Here is a 23,081-nt window from a genome sequence, read left to right on the forward strand (position 1 = left end):
TCAAATATAAACAGACCGGTTCGCTATTTAACGGACGAGCGCCTTGAATGGATTTGTAATGAATGTCGGGCCGATGGCATGGTTTCGACTTATCGCATGAAATTCGTCAATAACGTTTCCACGCGACAGATCCATGCGACGGAGCATTCGCTGCCGGGTCAAGCACCCGCGCGCGACGCAGCGATTATTAAACAAACATGACGATTATTTCCGATTTCGATCGTGCCGGGAAATAATCAAACCCTATTTATTTAAATTCCCGCGCGAATAAATCCCTCTACACTGTCTTGAGCAACGGCTGCTATTCCGTCGCCCGGATCGCCGCAGCCGGGGCTGAAAGGTCGGTGTGTGAAGTGCCGTGGTGGTATCTGGTTTTAAAAAACAAGAAAACTGAAAAAGAACCGCTCTAGAGCCTAACCGTATAGGAAAGAGCATGCAAAGACCGGGGACAGATGTCCGCAGCGCGGACACATTGCACGATCTCGGCGCAGCGGCGTGCGCTGAGCCTACCTTTTATCGGCTCGACCTCGTCTTGCCTGCCCATGTATCGCGATTGCCGGGCGTCGCGCGATGAACGGGATACGGAACGGGGCCGCTTGCGGCCCGGACGGGTGCGCGCACGGCAACGGCGCGCTTGACGCGCAGGTGCTGATCGGCGTGTCGACGGCGTTTCGCCAGTTGGTCCGGATGATCGATCGCGTGGCGCCGACCGACCATACGCTACTGATCGTCGGACCCACCGGCTCCGGAAAGGAACTGGTGGCGCGGCGCCTTCACGCAAACGGCCCGCGGCGCGACAAGCCGTTCATCGACGTGAATTGCGGCGCCATTCCCCATGATCTGATCGAAGCGGAGTTCTTCGGGCATGTCCGCGGCGCCTTTACGGGCGCCGTGGAAGACCACCGCGGCCTGTTCGAGCAGGTCGGGGCCGGCACGCTCTTTCTCGACGAGATCGGCGAGCTGCCGCTTGCGCTCCAGCCCAAACTGCTGCGCGTGCTCGAAACGCGCACGTTCCGGCCGATCGGCGCATCGGCAAGCCAGCGCTTTGCCGGACGCATCGTCGCGGCCACCCATCGAAACCTGCTGGAAGAAGCGCGCGTCGGCCGGTTCAGGGAGGACTTGTTCTACCGGCTTGCGGTGTTCATCCTCAATGTGCCGGGACTCGCGCAACGAAGCGAGGACATCCCGCTGCTGGCCGCGCATTTTGCCGCGCAGCAAACGCGCGCGATCGCGTTCACGCCGGCGGCAATCAAGCGGATGTGCGAGCATCCGTGGCCGGGCAACGTTCGCCAGTTGCGCAATCTCGTCAGCCAGCTCAGCGTGTTCGCGGAGCATGCGCGGATCGACGCCGACACGCTCGCGCCGTTTCTGGCGACGGACACGCCCGACGCGACGGCATGCGCGCTTCTCGCGGACCGCCTGCTCGAGTTCGGCGGCAGCGACAAGCTGGCCGCGGCCGAACGCCTGCTCATCGACCGCGCGCTCGAGCGGACTTCGTATAACAAGAGCGCCGCGGCCGCGCTGCTCGGTGTCGGCCGCAAGGTCGTCGAGCGCCGGCTCAAGGCGCGCGAAGCGCAACACGGTGAGGCGCGACAATGCCTGGAGCGTGCGGAAGCGCTGGCCGGCGTGCTCCAGTATCGCGAATCCGCCGCGCTGCTGCACCGTTGTCTCGCGCTCCTGCAAAAGGCCAGTCCGACCGAGGAGAGCCGCCGCTTGCAGTTTGGCGCCTATCGCCTGCTTGCCGTCGTGCTGCGCGGCATCCATGGCTGGCAGTTTCCCGAAGCGATGGCGTGTTACGAGGCGGCATGGTCGATCGGCGACGGTGTATGCGACGCGCGCGAACTCGCCACGGTGCAGTTCGGCATCTGGATGACGCAACTGGTGACGCTGCAACTCACGCGGGCGCGCGCCACGGCGCAGGAACTGCTTCACCGCGCGCATGCGATGGACGATCGCGCGATGCTCGACGACGCGCACGTCGCGCTCGCCAACACGCTGTTCTGGCTCGGCGACAGTGAGGAAGCGCTGGCGTTGCTTTCCCGTGGCGGGCTGACCGGCATCGGTCGCGCCGATCGGCGGCTCGGCGTCTCGGGCGGCGATATCGCGGGGCTCGCATTGACGTTCGAGGGTCTCGCCGCTTACCAGACCGGCGCACTCGACCACGCACGCGATGCCATGGTCCGTCTGACCGAGCGGGCGGAACTCGATTCGCCGGATTGGCCCGGTCGCGCGCTCGATCTGCAAGGCGCCGCGTGGCTTGCGATGCTCTTCAACGACGTCGAGCGGCTCGGGAACCTGACCCGTGCGTTCGACGCCATACCGGCGACCGGCGCCCCGGCCTGTTCGGGCGGGGCGCTCCGGATGTTCCGGGCGTGCTATCTGAGTGCGATCGGCGAGTTCGGCGACGCCGAGGCGATGCTGCTCGACGGCTATGAAAACGAAATCGAAAAGCAGGGCGGCGCGCTGTTCCATTCGATCAAGGTCTGGAAGCATGGCGAGATTCTGTTGAGCACGGGGCGCGCGCGGCAATGCGAAATTCTCGTTTCCGACGCGCTCGACATGGTGATCCGCAGGCAGGAGCGTGCGTATCTCGGTGAGCTGTTGATCCTCAAGGCGCGTGCGCAATCGATGCTCGGCGATACGGCGGGTGCCGAGCAAGGGTTGCGCATCGCGATCTCGACGGCGTTGGCGCTGGGCTCGGTGCCCGCCCGCGTGGCCGCGATGGGACATCTCGCGGATCTGTCGCGACAGCCCGCCCGTCCGACGTCGATCATCGAAGCGATCGACCGGCCATTGCACATGCCCGTCGCGGCACGCCCGCCCGCCATGCCGCTCCAGGATCCAGGCCTGCTGTAGCGATCGCGTCAACGCGATGTCCTGAGCGCGCGGCTCGGCGGCGTGCGCGCATCACCCCCTTCATCCCGAGACCGTGGCGCGCGGCGAATGCTTGACGCCTGGTCGACGCGCGCCGAGCCATGTTCCGACATGGCGCGCAGGTACGCGTCCCCGGCACCGGACCTCGCGCGCTTGCGTCCGCGAGATCGGGCGATCGCGCTGCATATGGACACATTCGTCCATCGCGCAGCAAACGGCCGGACGAATTCGTCCTCCGGTGGTCAAGCATCGGCACCGCGCACGGACACAGGCCTGTCGATCCACGACTGGCACATCGGTTGCTTGATCTCGTGCTCGCGGAGATTCCGCGAATCGGTACGACGACCTTTTTAGCGAGAACGTGATGAACAGGGAAACCGGCCATGTCATTCCGCCTTATGGCGTAGCGATCCACCAAGCCATATCGGAAGGCGATGTGTCAAGGATGAAGGCGTTGCTCAGCCAGGCCGAAGCGGTTCTGAAGCAGCACGAGGACCTTGCCGCCGCGGTCGGCAAGCTCAGGCAGGAGATCGTGAGGCGCGAGCGGGCCTGAGCTGCCGTCGCACGCATCGCCATTTCGTTTACCACGCAGGAGGACCAAATGTCAGAAAACACACGTATCGGGCTTTTCCCGGCGGGCTACGTCATCGGCACGGGACTGCCGGGCGCACCGGCGCTCAGTCTCGCATTGCTCGTGGATACGCCCGAGGGCAGTGTGGTTGGCACCGCAACGATCGGGCAGGCAGTGAATCCGCCGATCGACTTCCATGCCGACGTCTGGGGCAACTACACCTATATGGCGCTGATGCCGCCGGTCAACACGCGCATCCTGGTGACGCTGCAGGGCAACGACGGCGGCCCGAACTCGAATTCGATCGTGACGTTCCGGCTGCATCTCGTGCTGGAAAGCGACTGGCAAAGCGGCGTCGCGTCGTACAGCTTTTTCGACAACGGCAGCTGGCGCGCGTTCGAGAACGTGCCGGCAAGGATCGACCGGGAATTCGTCCCGCTCGAGCCCGGCCCGGTGATTGTCGAGCCGCACGGCGGGCCGCGGCCTTTGTACGGTGCGCCCATTCAGCAAGCGGCGGCCTCCGGCGATCTCGCGCACATGAAGACGGTCGCGGCCGCGGCGAAGCACCAGTTGCAAAGCCGTGACGAAATCGCGGCCGCGCTGGCTGCGCTGAAGACCGAAATCGCGCGCCTGGAAGCCGGGAACTGAAACCGGCCCGGTTGCCCCGATCCTTATTCGCTACAGGAGCCATCCTATGTCCGCCGCTCTTTTTCCCGTGAATTTTCGCGTCGCAACGCCGGCTATCGGCGCACCTGTCCTCACGCTGGCGCTACTGGTCAACACGCCGGCCAAGAAGGTCAGCGGCGTGGCGCGCATCACCCAGACGACCTGGCCGCCGCTCGAATTCAGTGCGCAGGTATGGGGCCAGTTCAGCCCGATCGTGCTCACCCCCGGCGGCAAGACGCAACTTGTCCTCAGCCTGCAGGGCAACCCGTCCGGGCCGACCAGCGGTCTGGCCGAAACGTTCCGGCTGCAGGGGATCGTCGAGGCGGACTGGAAGTCGGGAGTCGCCAGCTACCGGTTCTTCGAAGGGGAGCGCTGGCATGCCGTGGAACACGCGATCATGACAGTGACCGGCGCGCTGCAACCGTTCGAACCCCGGCATCCGGTCACGCCGCTGTACGGCGTCGGCCTGCAGCAGGCGAGGCAATCGGGCGATCTCGGTCGAATGAAGGCGCTCGCCCGCCAGGCCGAACAACAGCTCGCCAATGCCGGCCATATCGAGCAAGCCCTTGCCGGCCTGAACGCCGAGATTGCCCGGCTGGAAGCCGGGCGCTGAGCACGCGCGAGGCGGCGGTGCCTGCCGCGGCTCGCGGCGGTCGCCGCCGCTGACCGATCGGTGCGTGGCGGGTGGGGGATCGACATACCCGAGGATATCGAAATGGACGAGAATCAAGTGCGTCCGGTTCGCTTCCTGAGCGAACAGGACTACGAACGGTTCGTCCCGGTTCACGTCGTGTGGGAAATCACGCTGGCTTGCGACCTGAAGTGCCTGCACTGCGGATCGCGTGCGGGCCGCCGACGCACCAACGAACTGTCGACCGGCGAGTGTCTCGAAGTGATCGATGCGCTGGCCAGGCTCGGTACGCGAGAGGTGTCGATGATCGGCGGTGAGGCTTACCTGCGCAAGGACTGGGCGCAACTCATCAAGGCCATCCGCTCGCACGGGATGTACTGCGCGGTGCAGACAGGCGGTCGCAACCTGACACCCGCCCGGCTCGCGCAGGCCGTCGGCGCGGGCCTCAACGGACTGGGGGTATCGCTGGACGGCCTGGCGCCGCTGCACGACAGGTTGCGCAATGTTCCGGGATCGTTCGACCGGGCCGTGGATACACTGAAGCGTGCGCGTGCGCACGGTCTCGCGGTCAGTGTGAACACGCAGATCGGTTCGGCAACGATGCACGATCTCCCGGCGTTGATGGACACGATCATCGAGGTCGGGGCGACACACTGGCAGATTCAGTTGACGGTCGCGATGGGCAACGCGGTCGATCACGACGAACTGCTCCTGCAGCCGTACCAGCTCGAGGAACTGATGCCGCTGCTCGCCGATCTCTACAAGCGGGGGCTGGATCGCGGCCTGCTGATGAATGTGGGCAACAACATCGGCTACTTCGGGCCGCACGAGCATCTGTGGCGCGGCTTCGGGGACGAGCGGGTGCACTGGACCGGATGCGCGGCCGGGCAGACCGTCATCGCGCTCGAAGCGGACGGCACCGTCAAGGGGTGTCCGTCGCTCGCGACGGTCGGTTTCGCGGGCGGCAACGTTCGGGATCTGTCCCTGGAGGAGATCTGGCGCACCAGCGAGGCGATCCATTTCGGCCGGCTGCGCTCGGTGGACGACCTGTGGGGATTCTGTCGCACGTGCTACTACGCCGACGTGTGTCGTGGCGGCTGTACGTGGACCTCGCATTCGTTGCTCGGCAAGCCCGGCAACAATCCTTATTGCCACTATCGCGTGCTCGAATTGAAGAAGCAGGGGCTGCGCGAGCGCATCGAGAAGATCGAGGACGCGGCGCCCACGTCGTTCGCGGTGGGGCGCTTCGATCTGGTCACCGAACGCATTTCGGACGGCACACCCGTCTCGAGCATTTCCCGCTCGGGCCAGACCGTCGAACTCGCGTGGAAACACAAGGGCAAGCGTGCGCCGGAGGTCGGGCGAGTCCCGCCGAGGCTGGCCGTCTGCCGCGCCTGTAACAGCTACGTCCATCAGCACGAGTCCCGGTGCCCGCACTGCGGGGCGGACATCGCGGCGGCCGAGCGTGCGTACGAACACGACGTGGAGCGTCGTCATGCACTCATCGAGGAAGTCGAGCGGCTGTTGAGTTGAGTGAGCCGGCGCGCATCTCGTCGATCTTCGAGCGGAGTCCAGGAACCACTTTAGAAAACGGTGACCATGTTCGATCGGTCATGCAAGACGGAATCCATGGGGAATATTCATGAGCAACGTCCAGGCGGAAGTGGTGCCGGTGGCCGGTGTCGGTACCGCTTGTCGCCCGACAGGACTCACTCCGGCAGGCAATGGGGCGCTGTCTCGTCAGAGGCCGAATCGGCCGACCTTCGGCCAGCGGATGCACGTCGTATGAAAGGTTGATCGGTCCAGGGCATGATCTTCAGACCGATCGTTCATCGCTCGACGCCTCGAGTGCGCTCACCAATTCCTGAGCCGCATGCTGCAACTCCGGCAGGAAGCGGCGCACGGCCTCCGCCGGATTGATCGCCTGTTCGAGGTAGATGACGTTCAGTGCCGCGATCACGCGATCGTGCGCACGGATCGCCACCGCGACCGAGCCGATCTTGCGCTGATCGGCCCAGTCGCCATGATTCGAACCGAAGCCGTCGGCGCGCGTTTGCCGCACCAGGTTGCGGATGAACGCGCTGTCCGATGCGAGCCGCTGCTGTTGTTCGCCGCCGGCGCCGGCGCGCAACAGATCGAGAATGTCTTCGCGCTCCGCATCCTGGCACGACGCGAAGTAAATGCGTCCCGATGCGGTCAGCAGCATCGGCAGCCGGCGCCCGACCATCGAACGATGAAACGACAGCGGGCTGAAGCGATGCGTCGTCTCGCGAATGATCATCGAATCACCGTCGGGTGTCGTCAGGTCGGACGGCCACACGATGCGTTGCAGCAGCCGCGCCATGATCGGTGGCGCGACGGTGGCGATGTGCTCGTCGTCGGTGAATCCCTCGCTCAGCGCGCGCACGCGCAACGTCAGACGAAACGTGTCGTCCGACTCGCTGCGCCGCACGAATCCGCCTTCCACCAGCGTTTCCAGCAACCGCCGCACGGTCGTGCGGTGCAGCCCCGTGACTTCGCTCAACTGCTGGCTCGTCGCGCGACCGTTCTCCAGCGCATTGAGAGCCTGCAGCACCTGCAGGCCGCGCGACAATCCTCGGACATTTGCGTACTTGCTCATCGGAAAATGTATTAAAAATCAACGACGTGCATTCCTTGCACATTTGGTTGAAATTGTTGAGCGCGTGTCTGTCGCTCCCTAGACTTGCCTCCATCCCGCCGCCACACGACGCGACACGGAACCCGCGACGTGCCCCGGCCGGAATCCATCGGCATACGCAGCGACCACCGAGTCGCGCGAGGAAGGAGACACATGAATCCCTCACCCAGTCCAGCCGCGCATCGCGACCAGCGCGACCCGCTTTCCACCGACGTCGCAATCATCGGCGCAGGCCCGGTCGGCTTGATGATCGCCAACATTCTGGGCCTTCAGGGCGTGCGTGTCACGCTGATCGAGAAGCTCGAACGGATCATCGATTACCCGCGCGCCATTGGTCTGGATGACGAAGCATTGCGCGTGTTCCAGTCGATCGGCCTGGCCGACGAACTCGTGCCGCACACGACGCCCGATCACTGGATGCGTTTCGTGACGAAGGACGGTCACTGCTTCGCATCGATCGAGCCGCGCACCGACGAATTCGGCTGGCCGCGCCGCAACGCGTTCATCCAGCCGCTCGCGGATCGCGTGCTCCACGAAGGCCTCGCGCGTTTCCCGCACGTCCAGGTGCTGTTCGGACACGGCGTTGCATCGTTCACGCAGGACGCCGACGGCGTCAGCATCGACGTGGACGATGCGGATGGCGAACGCCGGACCGTGCGCGCAGCGTACATGGTCGGCGCGGACGGCGGCAACAGCTTCGTGCGCCGCGTGCTGAACGTGCCGTTCGAAGGGCGCACGAAGCCGAACCAGTGGATCGTCGTGGACGTGCGCAACGACCCGATCGGCTCGCCGCACATCTATATGCACTGCGATCACGAACGGCCGTACGTGTCGGCGGCGCTGCCGCACGGCATTCGCCGCTTCGAGTTCATGGTGATGCCGGGCGAGACCGAGGAAGAACTGTCGAAACCCGAAAACATGGCTGCGCTGATCCGCAAGGTGGTCGCGGATCCGGATGCGGTCGACTACATCCGCAAGCGCGTCTATACGCACAATGCGCGTCTCGCGTCGACGTTTCACGTGGGCCGCGTCCTGCTCGCGGGTGACGCCGCGCACATCATGCCGGTGTGGCAGGGGCAGGGTTACAACAGCGGAATCCGCGACGCGAACAATCTCGGCTGGAAGCTCGCGATGGTCGCGCGGGGGCTCGCGGACAGCCGCCTGCTCGAAACCTACACCGCCGAGCGCCGCGCGCATGCGCGTTCGATGATCCATCTTTCCGAAGTGGCGGGCGATATTTTCGCGCCGACGACACGTTTCGGCGCGCGCTTTCGCGACACCTTCGTGCGTGCGCTGACCCTGTTCCCGGCGGTGAAGCGCTACTTCGTCGAAATGCGCTTCAAGCCGATGCCGCGTTACGAGGCGGGCGCGGTACTGCTGCCCGCGCATGCTCCCAGGCGCGGCTGGCTTGCCCGCGTGCTCGAACGATCGGGCAATTCCGCGCCGGGCCGGCTGCTCGGCCTGATGAGCGAAAAGCGCGATTCCTTGATCGGCCGGCTCGCTTACGGTCGCGATCCGTTTGCCGCGTCGCCGGTCGGGCGCATGTTCATCCAGCCGCGCGTGCGGCTGCCCGAGGGCCGCACCGTGCTGCTCGACGACGCGATCGGCACCGGTTTCGTCATGCTGGGCTGGGGCGCTGATCCGACCTTCGGCATGACGCCGCAGGCGCGTGCGTTGTGGGCGCGGATCGGTGGCCGCTTCGTGATCGCGAAGCCGGCAGCCCAGCTCGCTTACGCCGACGACGTGCCCCCGGACGTGCTCGCGATCGGTGACGAGACGGGCCGGTTGAAGGACTGGTTCAGCCGTCTGCCGGAGTCGGTCGTGCTGCTGCGCCCCGATCGTTTCGTCGCGGGCGTATGTGCGCCACAGCAGGTGTCCCCGGCCATTGTCGCGCTCGCGGAAAAGCTCGGCATCACGGCAGGCGCGCGGCACGAGCACGGCGACGTTGCGCCATCTTCGCAGGGCCCGGTGTGCGCTCGCGATGCCCTCACATACACGGCAGGAGCATGAGCATGCCGATTCATCTCGAATGTCTTTCCCATACGCCGCTGCACGGTTACGTCGACCCGGCGCCCGACGTGGTCGCCGAAGTCGAGCGCATCGGCCGGGCCGCGCGCGAACGTGTCGAGCGTTTCCGGCCTGACCTGATCGTCGTTTTCGCCCCCGATCATTTCAACGGATTCTTCTACGACATGATGCCGCCGTTCTGCATCGGCGCACGCGCCGACGCGATCGGTGATTTCAAGAGCCTGGCCGGCACGCTGCCGGTGCCGGGCGATCTCGCGCACGGGCTGGCGGAAAGCGTGCTGGCCGCCGACGTCGATGTCGCGCTGTCGTACCGGATGCAGGTCGACCACGGCTGCGCGCAGGCGCTTGAAATACTGACGGGCGGTCTCGATCGCCATCCGGTGATTCCGGTGTTCATCAATTCCGTCGCGCCACCGATGGCGCCGCTGCGCCGCGCGCGTTTGCTGGGCGATGCGATCGGCCGCCATCTCGCGCGTACCGACCGCCGCGTGCTGGTGGTCGGCTCGGGCGGCATCTCGCACGAGCCGCCTGTACCGGAACTGATCGGCGCGACCGCCGAAGTGGCGGAGCGGCTGATCGCCGGTCGCAATCCGTCGGCCGAGTCGCGCGCGGCGCGCCAGGCACGTACCGTGGCCGCCGCCCGTTCGTTTGCCGCCGGCGACAGTCCGCTGCATCCGCTCAATCCCGAATGGGATCGCGCGTTCCTTGCCGGACTCGCATCCGGCGAACTGACCGCGCTGGACGGCGTGACCGATGACGCGATCACGCGCGACGGCGGCAAGTCCGCGCACGAGATCCGCACGTGGGTCGCCGCATTCGCCGCGCTTGCCGCGTATGGCCCGTATCACGCGTCACTCGACTACTACCGCGCGATTCCCGAGTGGATCGCCGGTTTCGCCACCATGCACGCCACGTCGTCGACCGCCGTCGCGGCGGCGGCGTGACCGAACTCCAGGAGACCTCGATGTCCGATTCGAACCTTGTGACGACACTGGCCGCGCGACTGCGCGAAGCCGAGGCGTCGCGCAGCACGATCGCGCCGCTGCGCGGCGAAGCCGCCGCGGGCGGCATCCCGCTCGACGCGATGACGATGGCCTACGCGGTGCAGCAGGCCAACGTCGACCGGCGCGTCGCGAACGGCGAGCGCATCGTCGGCCGCAAGATCGGCCTGACGTCGCTCGCGGTGCAGACACAGCTGGGCGTCGACCAGCCCGATTTCGGTGCGTTGTTCGCGAGCATGGCTTGCGGCGACGGCGCGCCGATTTCGCTCGCGCAACTGATCCAGCCCAAGGTCGAAGCGGAGATCGCGCTCGTGCTCGATCACGACCTCACGCAAGACAGGCACACGTTCGTCGACATCCTGCGCGCGAGCGCTTATGCGCTCGCCGCGATCGAGGTGGTGGACAGCCGCATCCGGGACTGGGACATCCGCTTCGTCGACACGGTCGCCGACAACGCATCGAGCGCGCGCTTCGTGGTCGGCAGCCGTCCGGTGCCGCTTTCGCAGCTCGATCTGACGGGCTGCGCGATGACGCTTGCCCGCGATGGCGAAGTGCTGTCGAAGGGCAGCGGCGCCGCCTGCCTCGGCAATCCACTCAACGCCGCCGTGTGGCTGGCCGACCGGATGGTGCAACTCGGCACGCCGCTGCGCGCCGGCGACGTGGTGCTGACCGGCGCGCTCGGTCCGATGGTCGCCGTTCGCGAGGCCGGCACCTATGTCGCGCAGATCGACGGGCTCGGCAGCGTCCGGGCAACTTTTACGGCTTAACTCAGGAACTCGCATGGCTTCCGAAAAACTCAAGGCTGCGATCATCGGCTCCGGCAACATCGGCACGGACCTGATGATCAAGATCCTCCGTCACGGCAGGCATCTGGAAATGGCGGCGATGGTCGGTATCGACGCGAACTCGGACGGTCTCGCGCGCGCCGCGCGACTGGGTGTCGCGACCACGCACGAAGGCGTCGAAGGGCTCACGCGTCTGCCGCTATTCGACCAGATCGATTTCGTGTTCGACGCGACGTCCGCAGGCGCGCACGTTCGCAACGCAGCGCTGCTGCGCACGCTCAAGCCATCGATTCGCATGATCGATCTGACACCCGCCGCGATCGGCCCGTACTGCGTGCCGGTCGTCAACCTCGACGCGCACATCGACGCGCCGAATGTGAACATGGTCACGTGCGGCGGCCAGGCGACGATTCCGATCGTCGCGGCTGTGTCGCGCGTCGCGAAGGTGCACTACGCGGAGATTGTCGCGTCGATCAGCAGCAAGTCGGCGGGCCCCGGTACGCGCGCGAACATCGACGAATTCACCGAAACGACGTCGAAGGCGATCGAGGTGGTCGGTGGCGCCGCGAAGGGCAAGGCGATCATCGTGCTGAACCCGGCCGAGCCGCCGCTGATGATGCGCGACACGGTCTATACGCTGTCCGACCTCGCGTCTCGCGCGGAGATCGAGGCGTCGATCGAGGACACCGTCGCGAAGGTGCACGCTTACGTGCCTGGCTATCGGCTCAAGCAGAAGGTGCAATTCGACGAGATTCCGGCGAGCGCACCGATCCGTATTCCGGGCCTGGGAACGTTCAGCGGCCTGAAAACGTCGGTGTTCGTCGAAGTGGAGGGCGCCGCGCACTACCTGCCTGCCTACGCGGGCAATCTCGACATCATGACTTCCGCCGCGCTCGCGACCGCCGAACGCATGGCGCAGGCGCGCGTGAGCGCGTAAGGAGCAAACGGCGATGAGCAAGAAACTGTATATCTCCGACGTGACGCTGCGCGACGGCAGTCACGCCATTCGACACCAGTATTCGATCGCGAACGTGCAGGACATCGCACGTGCGCTGGATCGCGCCAGGGTGGACAGCATCGAGGTCGCGCACGGCGACGGCCTGCAAGGGTCGAGCTTCAACTACGGCTTCGGCGCGCATACCGATCTCGAATGGATCGCGGCGGTAGCGGACGTCGTCGAACACGCGAGGATCGCGACGCTGCTCTTGCCGGGCATCGGCACGATTCACGACCTGAAGGCCGCGTACGACGCCGGCGCGCGCATCGTGCGTGTCGCGACGCACTGCACCGAGGCGGATATCTCGAAGCAGCACATCGAATATGCGCGCGAACTCGGCATGGACACGGTCGGCTTCCTGATGATGAGCCACATGACGACGCCGGAGAATCTGGCCGTCGAGGCGAAGAAGATGGAAAGCTACGGCGCGACCTGCATCTACGTCGTCGATTCCGGCGGCGCGCTGACGATGTCGGACGTGCGCGACCGGTTCCGTGCGGTGAAGGCGGTGCTGAAGCCCGAAACGGAAACCGGCATGCACGCGCACCACAACCTGTCGCTCGGCGTCGCGAACTCGATCGTCGCGGTGGAGGAAGGCTGCGACCGGATCGATGCGTCGCTCGCAGGAATGGGCGCGGGCGCCGGCAATGCGCCGCTCGAAGTGTTCATCGCGGCGGCCGAGCGGATGGGCTGGAACCACGGCACCGATCTCTACACGCTCATGGATGCCGCCGACGACATCGTGCGACCGTTGCAGGACCGTCCGGTGCGCGTCGACCGCGAAACGCTCGCGCTCGGCTATGCGGGCGTGTATTCGAGCTTCCTGCGTCACTCGGAAGCGGCCGCGAAGAAGTACGACATCAGCACCGTGGACATCCTCGTCGAACTGGGCAAGCGCCGCATGGTGGGCGGCCAGGAAGACATGATCGTCGACGTCGCGCTCGATCTGAAGAAGCGTGGCGAGGCCGCATGGGAACGGACGGCAGGACCGCGCACGTCGCGGTCCGATACATGACAGCCGCCGGCAAGAGCGGCCTGTATATCAATCTTTGGAGACTTTTGATGAATACGTCACGAAAGGAAGGCGATACCGCGCGACATGGACGCACGGGACACGCGACGATCATGTTGTGCCTCGCGATTGCGTTGCTCGAAGGGCTGGACCTGCAATCGGCGGGGGTGGCCGGCCCGCGCATGGCGAAGGAGTTTTCGCTCGCCGTCGCGCAGATGGGCTGGGCGTTCAGCGCGGGCGCGTTCGGCCTGCTGCCGGGTGCCGCGCTCGGCGGCCGGCTGGCCGACCGGTTCGGCCGCAAGCGCGTGCTGATGTGGTCGGTCGCGATGTTCGGCCTGTTCTCGCTCGCGACGACGCAGGTCTGGAGCTTCGAGAGCCTGCTCGTTGCGCGATTGATGACGGGCGGCGGGCTCGGCGCCGCGATGCCGAACCTGATCGCGCTGTGCTCCGAAGCGGCGGGCCCGCGGCAGCGCGGCACGGCGGTCGGCGCGATGTACTGCGGGATGCCGTTCGGCGCGGCGATCGCCGCGGTGATCGGCATCGCGAGCGCAGGCGATGCGAATTGGCGTCACGTGTTTTACGTCGGCGGATTCGGGCCGCTCGTCATGGTGCCGCTGCTCGGGATGTTCCTGCACGAGTCGCGGCAGTTCGTGGCGACCCGGTCGACCGTGGCTGGCCATGTCGCCGGCCTGCCCGGCGTGCGTGACGCGCTGTGGCGACACGGCCGCGCGCGTACGACCATCGCGCTGTGGATCAGCTATCTCGGCACGCTGGTCGTGCTGTATTTCCTGATGAACTGGCTGCCGTCGATGGTGCTGTCGCGGGGGCTGACACGCGTGCAGGCCAACGTCGTGCTGATGATGTTCAACATCGGCGGTGGTATCGGGGCCGTCGCGATCGCGACGCTGATGGACCGCTTCGGACGGCGCGGCACGGTGATCGGCATGTATGTCGGCGTCGCTGTCGCGCTGATCACGCTGGCGAGTGCGGGTGGCGCGACGTCGATGGCGATCGGCGGCTTGCTGTGCGGGCTGTTCCTCGTCGGCGGCCAGTCGGTGCTGTATGCGCTGGCCGGCCATGCGTATCCGACCGAAGTGCGCGGCACGGGCGTGGGTGCGGCCGTCGCGGTGGGGCGGCTCGGTTCGATTCTCGGGCCGCTGGTGGCAGGGCAGTTGTTCGCGCTCGGTCAGAGCCCGTCGATGCTGGTGTCGGCGAGCATCCCGCTGATCGTGATCGCCGCGGTGGCGGCGTTGACGGTGGTGGGCGCGTTTGCGCGGCAGCGCACGGGCGAGCCGCAGCGCGCGTAGCGATTCGGGCGGGCCGCGCGAGCGCGGCCCGCGACAGGATCATTCATTTTTTCGGAAAGGACATCATCATGACTGTGACTACAGCACCGATCACGGAAGCGTCGACGAGCCAGTTTGCACGTGTGAAGGACGGCGACCTCGAACTGCGGATTCACTACAACGACACGGGCGCCGGACCAACCGGCGAGACGGTCGTGATGCTGCATGGTTCGGGGCCTGGCGCGAGCGGCTGGGCGAACTTCAACCGCAACGTCGAGCCGCTGGTCGCGGCCGGCTATCGCGTGATCCTGATGGACTGCCCGGGCTGGAGCAAGAGCGATCCGGTCGTCTGTGCGTCGTCGCGCTCGGAACTCAACGGCCGCGTGCTGAAGGGGCTGCTCGACGTGCTCGATATCGAGCGCGTGCATATTCTCGGCAATTCGATGGGCGGGCATAGCGCGGTTGCGTTCGCGCTCGGCAATCCCGGGCGCGTGGGCAAACTCGTGCTGATGGGTGGCGGCACCGGCGGCCCGAGCAACTTCGCGCCGATGCCGACCGAAGGCATCAAGCTGTTGCAGGGGCTGTATCGCGAGCCGACGATCGAGAACCTGAAACGGATGATGAACGTGTTCGTCTATGACTCGAGCGCGCTGACGGACGAGTTGATGAAAGCACGCCTCGACAACATGCTCGCGCGGCGCGATCACCTCGAGAACTTCGTGAAGAGCCTCGCGGCGAATCCGAAGCAGTTCACCGACTATGGTCCGCGGCTGGGCGAAATCGCGGCGCCGACGCTCGTCATCTGGGGGCGCGACGATCGCTTCGTGCCGATGGATATCGGGCTGCGGCTGCTCGCCGGAATGCAGAACGCGCAGTTGCACGTGTTCAACCGGTGCGGACACTGGGCGCAGTGGGAGCATGCGGACGCGTTCAACCGGATGGTGGTCGATTTCCTGCGGCATTGAACTCCGCCATGCGAGATGCTGGCCGTTTCACGGCGCGACGGCGTCGTGACGGCTGGTGTGACGCTCGATCGCGGGCATTGGCCCACGGCACGGGCACGATCCAAACTTAAACGAAATGTGACCCCTGCCACCGGCAAAATTTTGCACAATGGCGACAGCGCGGCGTTGCGCCGCGATTCGCCCCGGGCAGGCCGGCTTGCCGGACCCTGGCCGGCCAAGACGCCGTTCGAGACCGAGGACCGCCACCGCCGTGCCGCCGCCGACCGCCATGGACCACCCGAAACGCATCCTGATCGTCGAAGACGACGCCGACATCGCCGACGTGCTGAGCCTGCACCTGCGCGACGAGCGCTACGAAGTCGTGCACAGCGCGGACGGCACGGAAGGGCTACGCCTGCTCGAACAGGGCAACTGGGACGCGCTGATCCTCGACCTGATGCTGCCGGGCGTCGACGGCCTGGAAATCTGCCGGCGCGCCCGCGCGATGGCACGCTATACCCCGATCATCATCACCAGCGCGCGTTCGAGCGAGGTGCACCGGATCCTCGGCCTCGAACTCGGCGCCGACGACTACCTGGCGAAACCGTTCTCGGTGCTCGAGCTCGTCGCGCGGGTCAAGGCGCTGCTGCGGCGCGTCGACGCGCTCGCGCGCGATTCGCGGATCGACGCGGGCACGCTCGACGTCGCCGGGCTGTCGATCGACCCGATCGCGCGGGAAGCGAGCGTCGACGGCACGCGCATCGACCTCACGCCGCGCGAGTTCGACCTGCTGTATTTCTTCGCGCGGCATCCGGGCAAGGTGTTCTCGCGGATGGACCTGCTCAATGCCGTGTGGGGCTACCAGCACGAAGGCTACGAACACACGGTCAACACCCACATCAACCGGCTGCGCGCGAAGATCGAGGCCGATCCGGCCGAGCCCGTGCGGATCCTCACCGTGTGGGGCCGCGGCTACAAGCTCGCCGCGCCGGACCAGCGGGACACGTCATGAAACTGACCCTCACCCAGCGGCTGTCGTGCGTGTTCGCGGTGCTGCTCCTCGCGTGCTCGGGTGCGTCGGCATGGCTGCAGATCCGCGCGAACGACATGCGCGAGAAGGAAGTCGTGCAGGGCCTGTCGCGCGATCTCGCCGCGCACATCGCGGGCAGCACGCCGCTGATGGACGCGAACGGGCTGCGCCCGGACGCCGTGCGCACGCTGTTCGGCCAGCTGATGGGCGTGAACCCGAGCGTCGAGGTGTACCTGCTCGACAACGCCGGGCGCATCAAGGGCGACGATGCGCCGCCCGGCCACGTGAAGCGCGAGCGCGTCGATCTCGCGCCGGTGCGGCGCTTCATCGCGGGCGAGCCGCTGCCGATCCTCGGCGACGATCCGCGCAGCCCCGACGCGCGCAAGGTGTTCAGCGCCGCGCCGCTGCAGCGCGCGGGCCAGCCGCCGTCCGGCTATATCTACGTGGTGCTGCTCGGCGAGGCGCACGACCGGCTGGCCGCGCGCGTCGACGCCGGCAACGTGCTGCGCACGACGCTGTGGTCGATGGCGGTCGTCGCGCTGCTCGGCCTGCTCGCGGGCCTGACCGCGTTCAGCTTCATCACGCGCCCGCTGCGCCGGCTGACCGATGCGATGCGCCGCTTCGACGCGAACGGCGCGCCCGATACGCAGCCGCCGGTGCCGCACTCGCCGCCGGGCCGGCGCGGCGACGACATCGCGGTGCTCGAATCCGCGTTCGCGCAGATGGCAGACCGGATCGGCGACCAGTGGCGCGCGCTGACGCGCCAGGACCAGCAGCGGCGCGAACTGATCACGAACATCTCGCACGACCTGCGCACGCCGCTGACGTCGCTGCACGGCTATCTGGAGACGCTGTCGCTGAAGTCCGAGACGCTCGCCGAGGCCGAGCGCCGCCGCTACCTGTCGATCGCGCTCGCGCAGAGCACCAAGGTCGGCCGGCTCGCGCAGGCGCTGTTCGAACTTGCACGGCTCGAATCGGGGAGCGTGCAGGCCGAGCGCGAGCCGTTCTCGCTCGTCGATCTCGTGCAGGACGTATTCCAGAAGTTCGAACTGACCGCGCAGTCGCGCGAGATCGCGCTGCATGCGCGGATCCCGCCGCGCGTGCCGGTCGTGTCGGCGGATCTCGGGATGATCGAGCGGGTGCTGACCAACCTGCTCGACAACGCATTGCGGCACACGCCGCCGCACGGCGAAGTCGAGGTCGCGCTGACGCCGCTGGACGATCGCGTGGTGGTGACCGTGTCGGATACCGGCGCAGGGATTCCGCCGGCACGGCGGGCGGGGCTGTTCCAGCGACCGCAGCGGCCGATGAGCGGCGGCGCGGCGACGAGCGGCGGGCTCGGGCTGCTGATCGTGCACCGGATGCTGGCGCTCAACGGCAGCGGTATCCGGCTCGTCGATCGGGACGGGCGCGGCGCGGTGTTCGAGTTTGCGCTGGCGGTGGCGTATCCGGCGGCGGGCGACGCGCGCTGAAACCGGCGGCGCTGCGCTGGCCGACGCGTGGCGCTTACCCGCCGCGCTTGCGCCGCGCGTCGCTCGGCGTCGTGCCGGTCCAGCGCTTGAACGCGTGGCGGAACCCGACCGCATCGCTGAAGCCGAGCGTCAGCGCGATGTCCTCGGTGCTGAGCGTGGTGGTGGTCAGGTAGTCGATCGCGAGCGCCTTGCGCACGCTCGTCAGCAACTCGCTGTACGACGTGCCTTCGGCGTCGAGCTTGCGGCGCAGCGTGCGGGACGTCATGCACAGGGTGTCGGCGATCGCGTCGATGTCCGGAAACTGCCCGGGCGTGCGCGTGAGTTCCTGGTAGACGCGCCGCGTGACGCCGGCCTGGCTGCGCAATTCGTCGAGCAGGCGCGCGCAGTGCGACGACACCTGCGCGGCGGTGATCGGGTTCGCGAGCTGCGGTGCGCGTGCGAGCCAGGCGGCCGGGTAGCTCAACACATGGTGCGGCTGGTCGAACGCGATCGGGCATTCGAGCGCGTCGGCGAGCTGGGCCGCATGCGCCGGCTCCGGTTGCGCGAACTGCGCGCGCGCGGGCACGCACCACGCGCCCATCACGTCCTTGATGATCGTCACGTGCAGCGCGAACTGCATGTCGATCAGGAAACGGTACAGTGGCAGGTCCGGCCCGGGCAGCGCGGCTTCATGCGGATCCGGGAACAGCCACGACGCGGTGTCGCCCTGTTCGACCCAGCGGATCGCGAGCATCCCGTTCGCGAGCTGGTGATATTTGACGGCGGAATCGAACGCGTGCGCGAGCGATTCCGAGCACAGCATCGCGTAGCCGTACATCCCGTAGCTCGACGCATGCAGCCGGCGGCCGACGCGCACGCCGAGATCGGTGCCGTCGTAGCGGCCGAGCGCGTTGCGCGCGGCGGTCAGGAACTGCAGCGACGACGTGAGCGTGAACGGGTCGGCGACGGCCTCCGGCGACAGGCCGGTGCCGTCGAGCACGGCGGCCGGGGCGAGGCCGAGTTCCTGCACGACGCCGACGAGCACGGCCAGCTTGGCCGGCGAGAAGCGCTTCTCGCGCGACGCGTGGACAAGCGGGGCGTCGGGCAGCGGGGCGGCGCCGGCGGCCGTCGGGTTCAAGAGCGCACTGCGCGGCATGGGGTTCTGCGTCCGATTCGATACCGTTCCGGGTTCGCGATTCTGCGCCGGAACGCGCGAGGGCGCCATAGGGTTGACCCTGATGCGCATGAGCGCGCGCGGCCCGACACGGATGAGCCGATGCCCGGCCGGAAGCGGCGGCAGGCCGCCCGCCGCGCCCTCGCGTGTCCGTTTCGATCATCTTTTCGACCGCCCGGATCATTTTCAAAGCACCTTGGTCGGGCGATAGTCGCCGGTCAGGCGACGGCCTGCGCCCATCCGGTGCGCGGGCCGCCGTGCGAACGGCGCTGCCCGGCGCCGTCCCCCGAGGAGCAGGACATGACGAAGAGACACTGGATCGGCTCGTACGGCTCGATCCCCGCCGAGATCGATGCCGATCGCTTTCCTTCCGTAACCGCGCTGCTGGACGACGCGATGCGCCGCTTCGCCGAGCGCCCCGCGTTCCGCGCGTTCGGCCGCACGCTGACCTACGCCGACGTCGACCGCCTGTCGGCGGCGCTGGCCGCGTACCTGCAGCAGGTCGTCGGCGTGCGCAAGGGCGACCGGGTGGCCGTGATGCTGCCGAACGTGCTCGCGTTTCCGGTGGCGACCGTCGCGGTCGCGCGGCTCGGCGCGATCCAGGTCAACGTCAACCCGTTCTATACCGCGCACGAGCTCGAACACCAGCTCAACGACGCGGGCGTCGAAGTGGCCGTGGTGTGCGGCGGCTCGATGGGCACGTTCGCCGACGTGGTCGGCAAGACGCGCATCCGGACCGTGCTGAGCGTGGGGCGCGGCGATCTCGGCGTCGTCGATGCGCCGGCCGGCGCGTGCGACGCGCTGCCGCCGGGCTCGCTCCCGCTCGCGGACGCGATCGCCGCCGGCGAATCGCTCGCCTTCGAGCCGGTCGCGCTCGGCGGCGCGGATCTGCTGCTGCTGCAATACACGGGCGGCACGACCGGGCTGTCGAAGGGCGCCGCGCTGTCGCACCGCAACCTGGTCGCGAACATCGAGCAGTTCGCGGCGATCGTGCCCGCTGCACGGCAGCCGGGCGAGGAAGTCGTCGTCACGGCGATCCCGCTGTATCACATCTTCGCGCTGACGGTGAACTTCCTGTCCTACTTCGCGATTGGTGCCGAGAACTGGCTCGTCGCGAACCCGCGCGACATGGACGGCTTCATCGACGTGCTGAAGGCCGCGCGGCCGTCGGTGTTCGTCGGCGTCAATACGCTGTATGCGGGGCTCGCCGGCCATCCGAGGCTGAACGAAGTCGACTGGTCGCGGCTGAAGTTGTCGGCCGGCGGCGGCGCGGCGGTGATCGACGTGATCTCCGCACGCTGGAAGGCGGTGACGGGCAATTTCATCCGCGAAGGGTACGGGCTGTCGGAAACGTCGCCGGTGGTCACGTTCAACCCGCAGTCGATCGACGCGTTCACGGGCACGACCGGCCTGCCGCTGCCGTCGACCGACGTGAAGCTGCTCGACGACCAGGATCGCGAGGTCGCGATCGGCGAAGCGGGCGAGATCTGCGTGCAGGGGCCGCAGGTGATGGGCGGCTACTGGCAGAAGCCGGACGCGAATGCGCTGGCGTTCACCGCGGACGGCTACTTCCGCACCGGCGACATCGGCGTGTTCGACGCGGCCGGCTTCCTGAAGATCGTCGACCGCAAGAAGGACATGATCATCGTGTCGGGCTTCAACGTGTATCCGAACGAGGTGGAAGCGGTCGCGACCGCGCTGCCGGGCGTCGCCGAATGCGCGTGCATCGGCGTGCCGGACGAGCGCACCGGCGAGGCCGTGAAGCTGTTCGTGGTGCTCGCGCCGGACGCGGCCGTGACGGAAGCGGAGCTTGTCGCGCATTGCCGTGCGAACCTCGCGGGCTACAAGGTGCCGAAGCTGATCCGCCTGGTCGACCGGCTGCCGAAGTCGACGGTCGGCAAGATCCTGCGCCGGGAACTCAGCCGCGCCGACTGATGGCGCCGAAGCGCCGCGTGCCCGCAAGCGCGCGGGCCGGCACGCGGAACGCCCCGACAGCCCCGACAGCCCCGACAGTTCGGCACGGGCCGCTCAAGTACAATGCGAGCGGTTCGATCGACGGGGACGCGATGACCGGTTCAGATTCACCTTCCGCCCGGCCCGGGCGTGCGCTGCCGTCGCCGAGCGCGACGGTGCCGATTTCGCTCGTCAACGGTTTTCTGGCGAGCGCGGGCGCACAGCGCGACGTGGTCGAGCGCTACCTGCGCGGGGCCGGCATTCCGCTCGAACTGCTCGGCGAGCCGCATGCGCGCGTGACGGAAGAGCAGTTCTCGACGCTGTACCGCACGCTCGCGATCGACCTCGACGACGAGATGCCGGGCATCTTCTCGCGCCCGCTGCGCGGCGGCACGCTGAAGTACCTGTGCCTGAGCCTGCTCGATGCGCGCAACCTCGAAACGGCGCTGCATCGTTTCGGCCAGTTCTTCCATATCCTGCTCGACGACTTCTTCGTCGAATCGAAGCGCGACGGCCTGGTCGCGCAGGTGCTGCTGCGGCCGAACCCGGCCGTCGGCCCGATCGGCGCGCTCGGCCAGGAGCTGATGCTCAAGCTCGTGCACGGCGTGTGTTCCTGGCTGATCGGGCAGAAGATCCCGCTGTTGCAGATCGAGTTCGCGTGCCCGCGGCCGCGTCATGCGGTCGAGCACCTGTACTTCTTCTCCGGCTCCGTGCAGTTCGACCGCGAACGCACGCTGATGCGTTTCAGCGCGGACTACCTCGACGTGCCGATCCGGCAGAGCAAGCGCAACCTGCGCAAGTTCCTCGCGCGCGCGCCCGGCGACTGGATCTTCGAATCGTTCAGCGAACAGCTCGTGTGCCATCGCGTGCGGCAATACCTGTCGGCGGCGCTGCCCGACCTGCCGGTGATCGACCAGGCGGCCGAGCATCTGCATTGCTCGGTGCGCACGCTGAGCCGCCACCTGGCCTCGGAAGGCACGACGTTCCAGGCGCTCAAGGATGAACTGCGGCGCGACATCGCGATTCAGCGGCTCACCGACACGCTCGACACGATCGCGGCGATCGGCGCCGATATCGGCTTCGACGATCCGAGCGCGTTCCATCGCGCGTTCCGCCACTGGACGGGCAGTACGCCGGGAACTTACCGGCGGCGCGCGTAGCGCGGTTGTTCCAGGCCCGCACCCATAACCGGCAACCTTCGCGCGATCCCATGGACGGCTCCCGGTCGTTCCGGTACCGCGGATGTGCGTCGGCCCGTCACGCACTGCCGATGCGTGACGGGCCGACGGATCATCGGGGCCGCGCGCGGCTGAAACGGGCTTGCCGCCCGCGCCGCGCGCGTGGCCGCGTTCAGGCCTTCAGTGCGCCAAAGATTTCATTCAGCATCGACTTCGCATCGCCGAACAACATGCGGTTGTTGTCCTTGTAGAACAGCGGATTGTCGACGCCCGCATAGCCGGACGCCATGCTGCGCTTCATCACGATCGACGTCTTCGCCTTCCACACTTCCAGCACCGGCATGCCGGCGATCGGGCTCGACGGGTCGTCCTGCGCGGCCGGGTTCACGATGTCGTTCGCGCCGATCACCATCGACACGTCCGCTTCAGGGAAGTCACCGTTGATCTCGTCCATCTCGAGCACGATGTCGTACGGCACCTTCGCTTCGGCCAGCAGCACGTTCATGTGCCCCGGCATGCGGCCCGCGACCGGGTGAATCGCGAAACGCACGTCGACGCCCTTCTCGCGCAGCAGCTTCGTCAGTTCGAACACCGTGTGCTGAGCCTGTGCCACCGCCATCCCATAGCCGGGTACGATGATCACGCGCTTCGCTTCGCGCAGCAGCTCGGCCGTTTCCAGCGCGCTCACCGCCACGGCCTCGCCGGCCGGCTGCGCGCCGCCGCTCGCTGCCGCCGGTGCGCCCGCGCCGCTGCCGAAGCCGCCCGCGATCACGCTGATGAAGTTGCGGTTCATCGCGCGGCACATGATGTACGACAGGATCGCACCGGACGAGCCCACCAG

The 23,081-nt window shown here is 67.2% G+C and carries 19 protein-coding genes; 16 read left to right on the forward strand and 3 right to left on the reverse strand.

Features of this window, described 5'->3' with window-relative positions; genetic code table 11:
* Nucleotides 1–570: 570 nt before the first annotated feature.
* From DIE06_RS34195 to DIE06_RS34215, 5 genes are all read left to right on the forward strand, one after another.
* Nucleotides 571–2,856 (forward strand): sigma-54 dependent transcriptional regulator, encoded by a 2,286-nt coding sequence (locus DIE06_RS34195; RefSeq protein WP_124665193.1) that lies wholly within the window; start codon nucleotides 571–573, stop codon nucleotides 2,854–2,856.
* 382 nt (nucleotides 2,857–3,238) lie between these two features.
* A complete protein-coding gene (locus DIE06_RS34200; RefSeq protein WP_124665194.1) occupies nucleotides 3,239–3,427 on the forward strand; it encodes a DUF1843 domain-containing protein in 189 nt (62 codons plus the stop codon).
* A 48-nt stretch (nucleotides 3,428–3,475) separates the two neighbouring features.
* On the forward strand, nucleotides 3,476–4,093 hold the full coding sequence (locus DIE06_RS34205; RefSeq protein ID WP_124665195.1) for a DUF1842 domain-containing protein: 618 nt from the start codon (nucleotides 3,476–3,478) through the stop codon (nucleotides 4,091–4,093).
* Between the two features lie 46 nt (nucleotides 4,094–4,139).
* Nucleotides 4,140–4,724, forward strand: a complete 585-nt coding sequence (locus tag DIE06_RS34210) for a DUF1842 domain-containing protein (RefSeq protein WP_124665196.1) — start codon at nucleotides 4,140–4,142, stop codon at nucleotides 4,722–4,724.
* Between the two features lie 102 nt (nucleotides 4,725–4,826).
* Entirely contained in the window at nucleotides 4,827–6,275 is a 1,449-nt protein-coding gene (locus tag DIE06_RS34215) for a GDL motif peptide-associated radical SAM/SPASM maturase (protein WP_124665197.1), read from the forward strand.
* 283 nt (nucleotides 6,276–6,558) lie between these two features.
* On the opposite strand, the gene DIE06_RS34220 is transcribed toward DIE06_RS34215, so the two are convergent.
* Nucleotides 6,559–7,362: a DNA-binding transcriptional regulator gene (locus DIE06_RS34220; protein WP_124665198.1), complete on the reverse strand. Its 804-nt coding sequence runs from the start codon at nucleotides 7,360–7,362 to the stop codon at nucleotides 6,559–6,561.
* Between the two features lie 192 nt (nucleotides 7,363–7,554).
* On the opposite strand from DIE06_RS34220, the gene DIE06_RS34225 reads away from it, so the two are divergent.
* The 9 genes from DIE06_RS34225 (at nucleotide 7,555) to DIE06_RS34265 (ending at nucleotide 17,956) form a co-directional block, all read left to right on the forward strand.
* Nucleotides 7,555–9,411: a bifunctional 3-(3-hydroxy-phenyl)propionate/3-hydroxycinnamic acid hydroxylase gene (locus DIE06_RS34225; protein ID WP_124665199.1), complete on the forward strand. Its 1,857-nt coding sequence runs from the start codon at nucleotides 7,555–7,557 to the stop codon at nucleotides 9,409–9,411.
* A gap of 2 nt (nucleotides 9,412–9,413) precedes the next feature.
* On the forward strand, nucleotides 9,414–10,373 hold the full coding sequence (locus DIE06_RS34230; RefSeq protein WP_124665200.1) for a 3-carboxyethylcatechol 2,3-dioxygenase: 960 nt from the start codon (nucleotides 9,414–9,416) through the stop codon (nucleotides 10,371–10,373).
* A gap of 20 nt (nucleotides 10,374–10,393) precedes the next feature.
* Nucleotides 10,394–11,197, forward strand: coding sequence for a fumarylacetoacetate hydrolase family protein (locus DIE06_RS34235; protein WP_124665201.1), 804 nt, complete (start codon nucleotides 10,394–10,396; stop codon nucleotides 11,195–11,197).
* Nucleotides 11,198–11,210: 13 nt separating this feature from the next.
* Entirely contained in the window at nucleotides 11,211–12,152 is a 942-nt protein-coding gene (locus DIE06_RS34240) for an acetaldehyde dehydrogenase (acetylating) (protein ID WP_124665202.1), read from the forward strand.
* Between the two features lie 13 nt (nucleotides 12,153–12,165).
* Nucleotides 12,166–13,227: a 4-hydroxy-2-oxovalerate aldolase gene (gene dmpG / locus DIE06_RS34245; RefSeq protein ID WP_124665203.1), complete on the forward strand. Its 1,062-nt coding sequence runs from the start codon at nucleotides 12,166–12,168 to the stop codon at nucleotides 13,225–13,227.
* 47 nt (nucleotides 13,228–13,274) lie between these two features.
* Complete coding sequence (gene mhpT, locus DIE06_RS34250) at nucleotides 13,275–14,531, forward strand: 3-(3-hydroxy-phenyl)propionate transporter MhpT (RefSeq protein WP_124665204.1); 1,257 nt, start codon at nucleotides 13,275–13,277, stop codon at nucleotides 14,529–14,531.
* A 68-nt stretch (nucleotides 14,532–14,599) separates the two neighbouring features.
* Nucleotides 14,600–15,475 carry an alpha/beta fold hydrolase gene (locus DIE06_RS34255; protein ID WP_124665205.1) on the forward strand — a complete coding sequence of 292 codons (876 nt, stop codon included), beginning with the start codon at nucleotides 14,600–14,602 and terminating at the stop codon, nucleotides 15,473–15,475.
* Between the two features lie 268 nt (nucleotides 15,476–15,743).
* Nucleotides 15,744–16,466, forward strand: coding sequence for a response regulator transcription factor (locus DIE06_RS34260; protein ID WP_124665206.1), 723 nt, complete (start codon nucleotides 15,744–15,746; stop codon nucleotides 16,464–16,466).
* Nucleotides 16,463–17,956 (forward strand): HAMP domain-containing sensor histidine kinase, encoded by a 1,494-nt coding sequence (locus DIE06_RS34265; RefSeq protein ID WP_124665207.1) that lies wholly within the window; start codon nucleotides 16,463–16,465, stop codon nucleotides 17,954–17,956. Before DIE06_RS34260 ends, DIE06_RS34265 begins: the two co-directional genes overlap by 4 nt.
* 34 nt (nucleotides 17,957–17,990) lie before the next feature.
* Here DIE06_RS34265 and DIE06_RS34270 read toward each other — a convergent pair whose 3' ends face one another.
* Nucleotides 17,991–19,091: an AraC family transcriptional regulator gene (locus DIE06_RS34270; RefSeq protein ID WP_124665208.1), complete on the reverse strand. Its 1,101-nt coding sequence runs from the start codon at nucleotides 19,089–19,091 to the stop codon at nucleotides 17,991–17,993.
* A gap of 318 nt (nucleotides 19,092–19,409) precedes the next feature.
* Here DIE06_RS34270 and DIE06_RS34275 point away from each other — a divergent pair, with 318 nt between their 5' ends.
* Together DIE06_RS34275 and DIE06_RS34280 are read left to right on the forward strand one after the other, a co-directional pair.
* On the forward strand, nucleotides 19,410–21,044 hold the full coding sequence (locus DIE06_RS34275) for an AMP-binding protein (protein WP_124665209.1): 1,635 nt from the start codon (nucleotides 19,410–19,412) through the stop codon (nucleotides 21,042–21,044).
* Nucleotides 21,044–22,222: an AraC family transcriptional regulator gene (locus DIE06_RS34280; protein ID WP_185733542.1), complete on the forward strand. Its 1,179-nt coding sequence runs from the start codon at nucleotides 21,044–21,046 to the stop codon at nucleotides 22,220–22,222. The genes DIE06_RS34275 and DIE06_RS34280 overlap by 1 nt, the downstream gene beginning before the upstream one ends.
* Nucleotides 22,223–22,412: 190 nt before the next feature.
* On the opposite strand, the gene DIE06_RS34285 is transcribed toward DIE06_RS34280, so the two are convergent.
* Nucleotides 22,413–23,081, reverse strand: a 669-nt coding sequence (locus tag DIE06_RS34285; protein ID WP_148094370.1) for an NAD(P)(+) transhydrogenase (Re/Si-specific) subunit beta, incomplete at its 5' end; no start/stop codon positions are given.

Source organism: Burkholderia sp. Bp8998, assembly GCF_003854235.1.
Classification (GTDB): Bacteria; Pseudomonadota; Gammaproteobacteria; order Burkholderiales; family Burkholderiaceae; genus Burkholderia.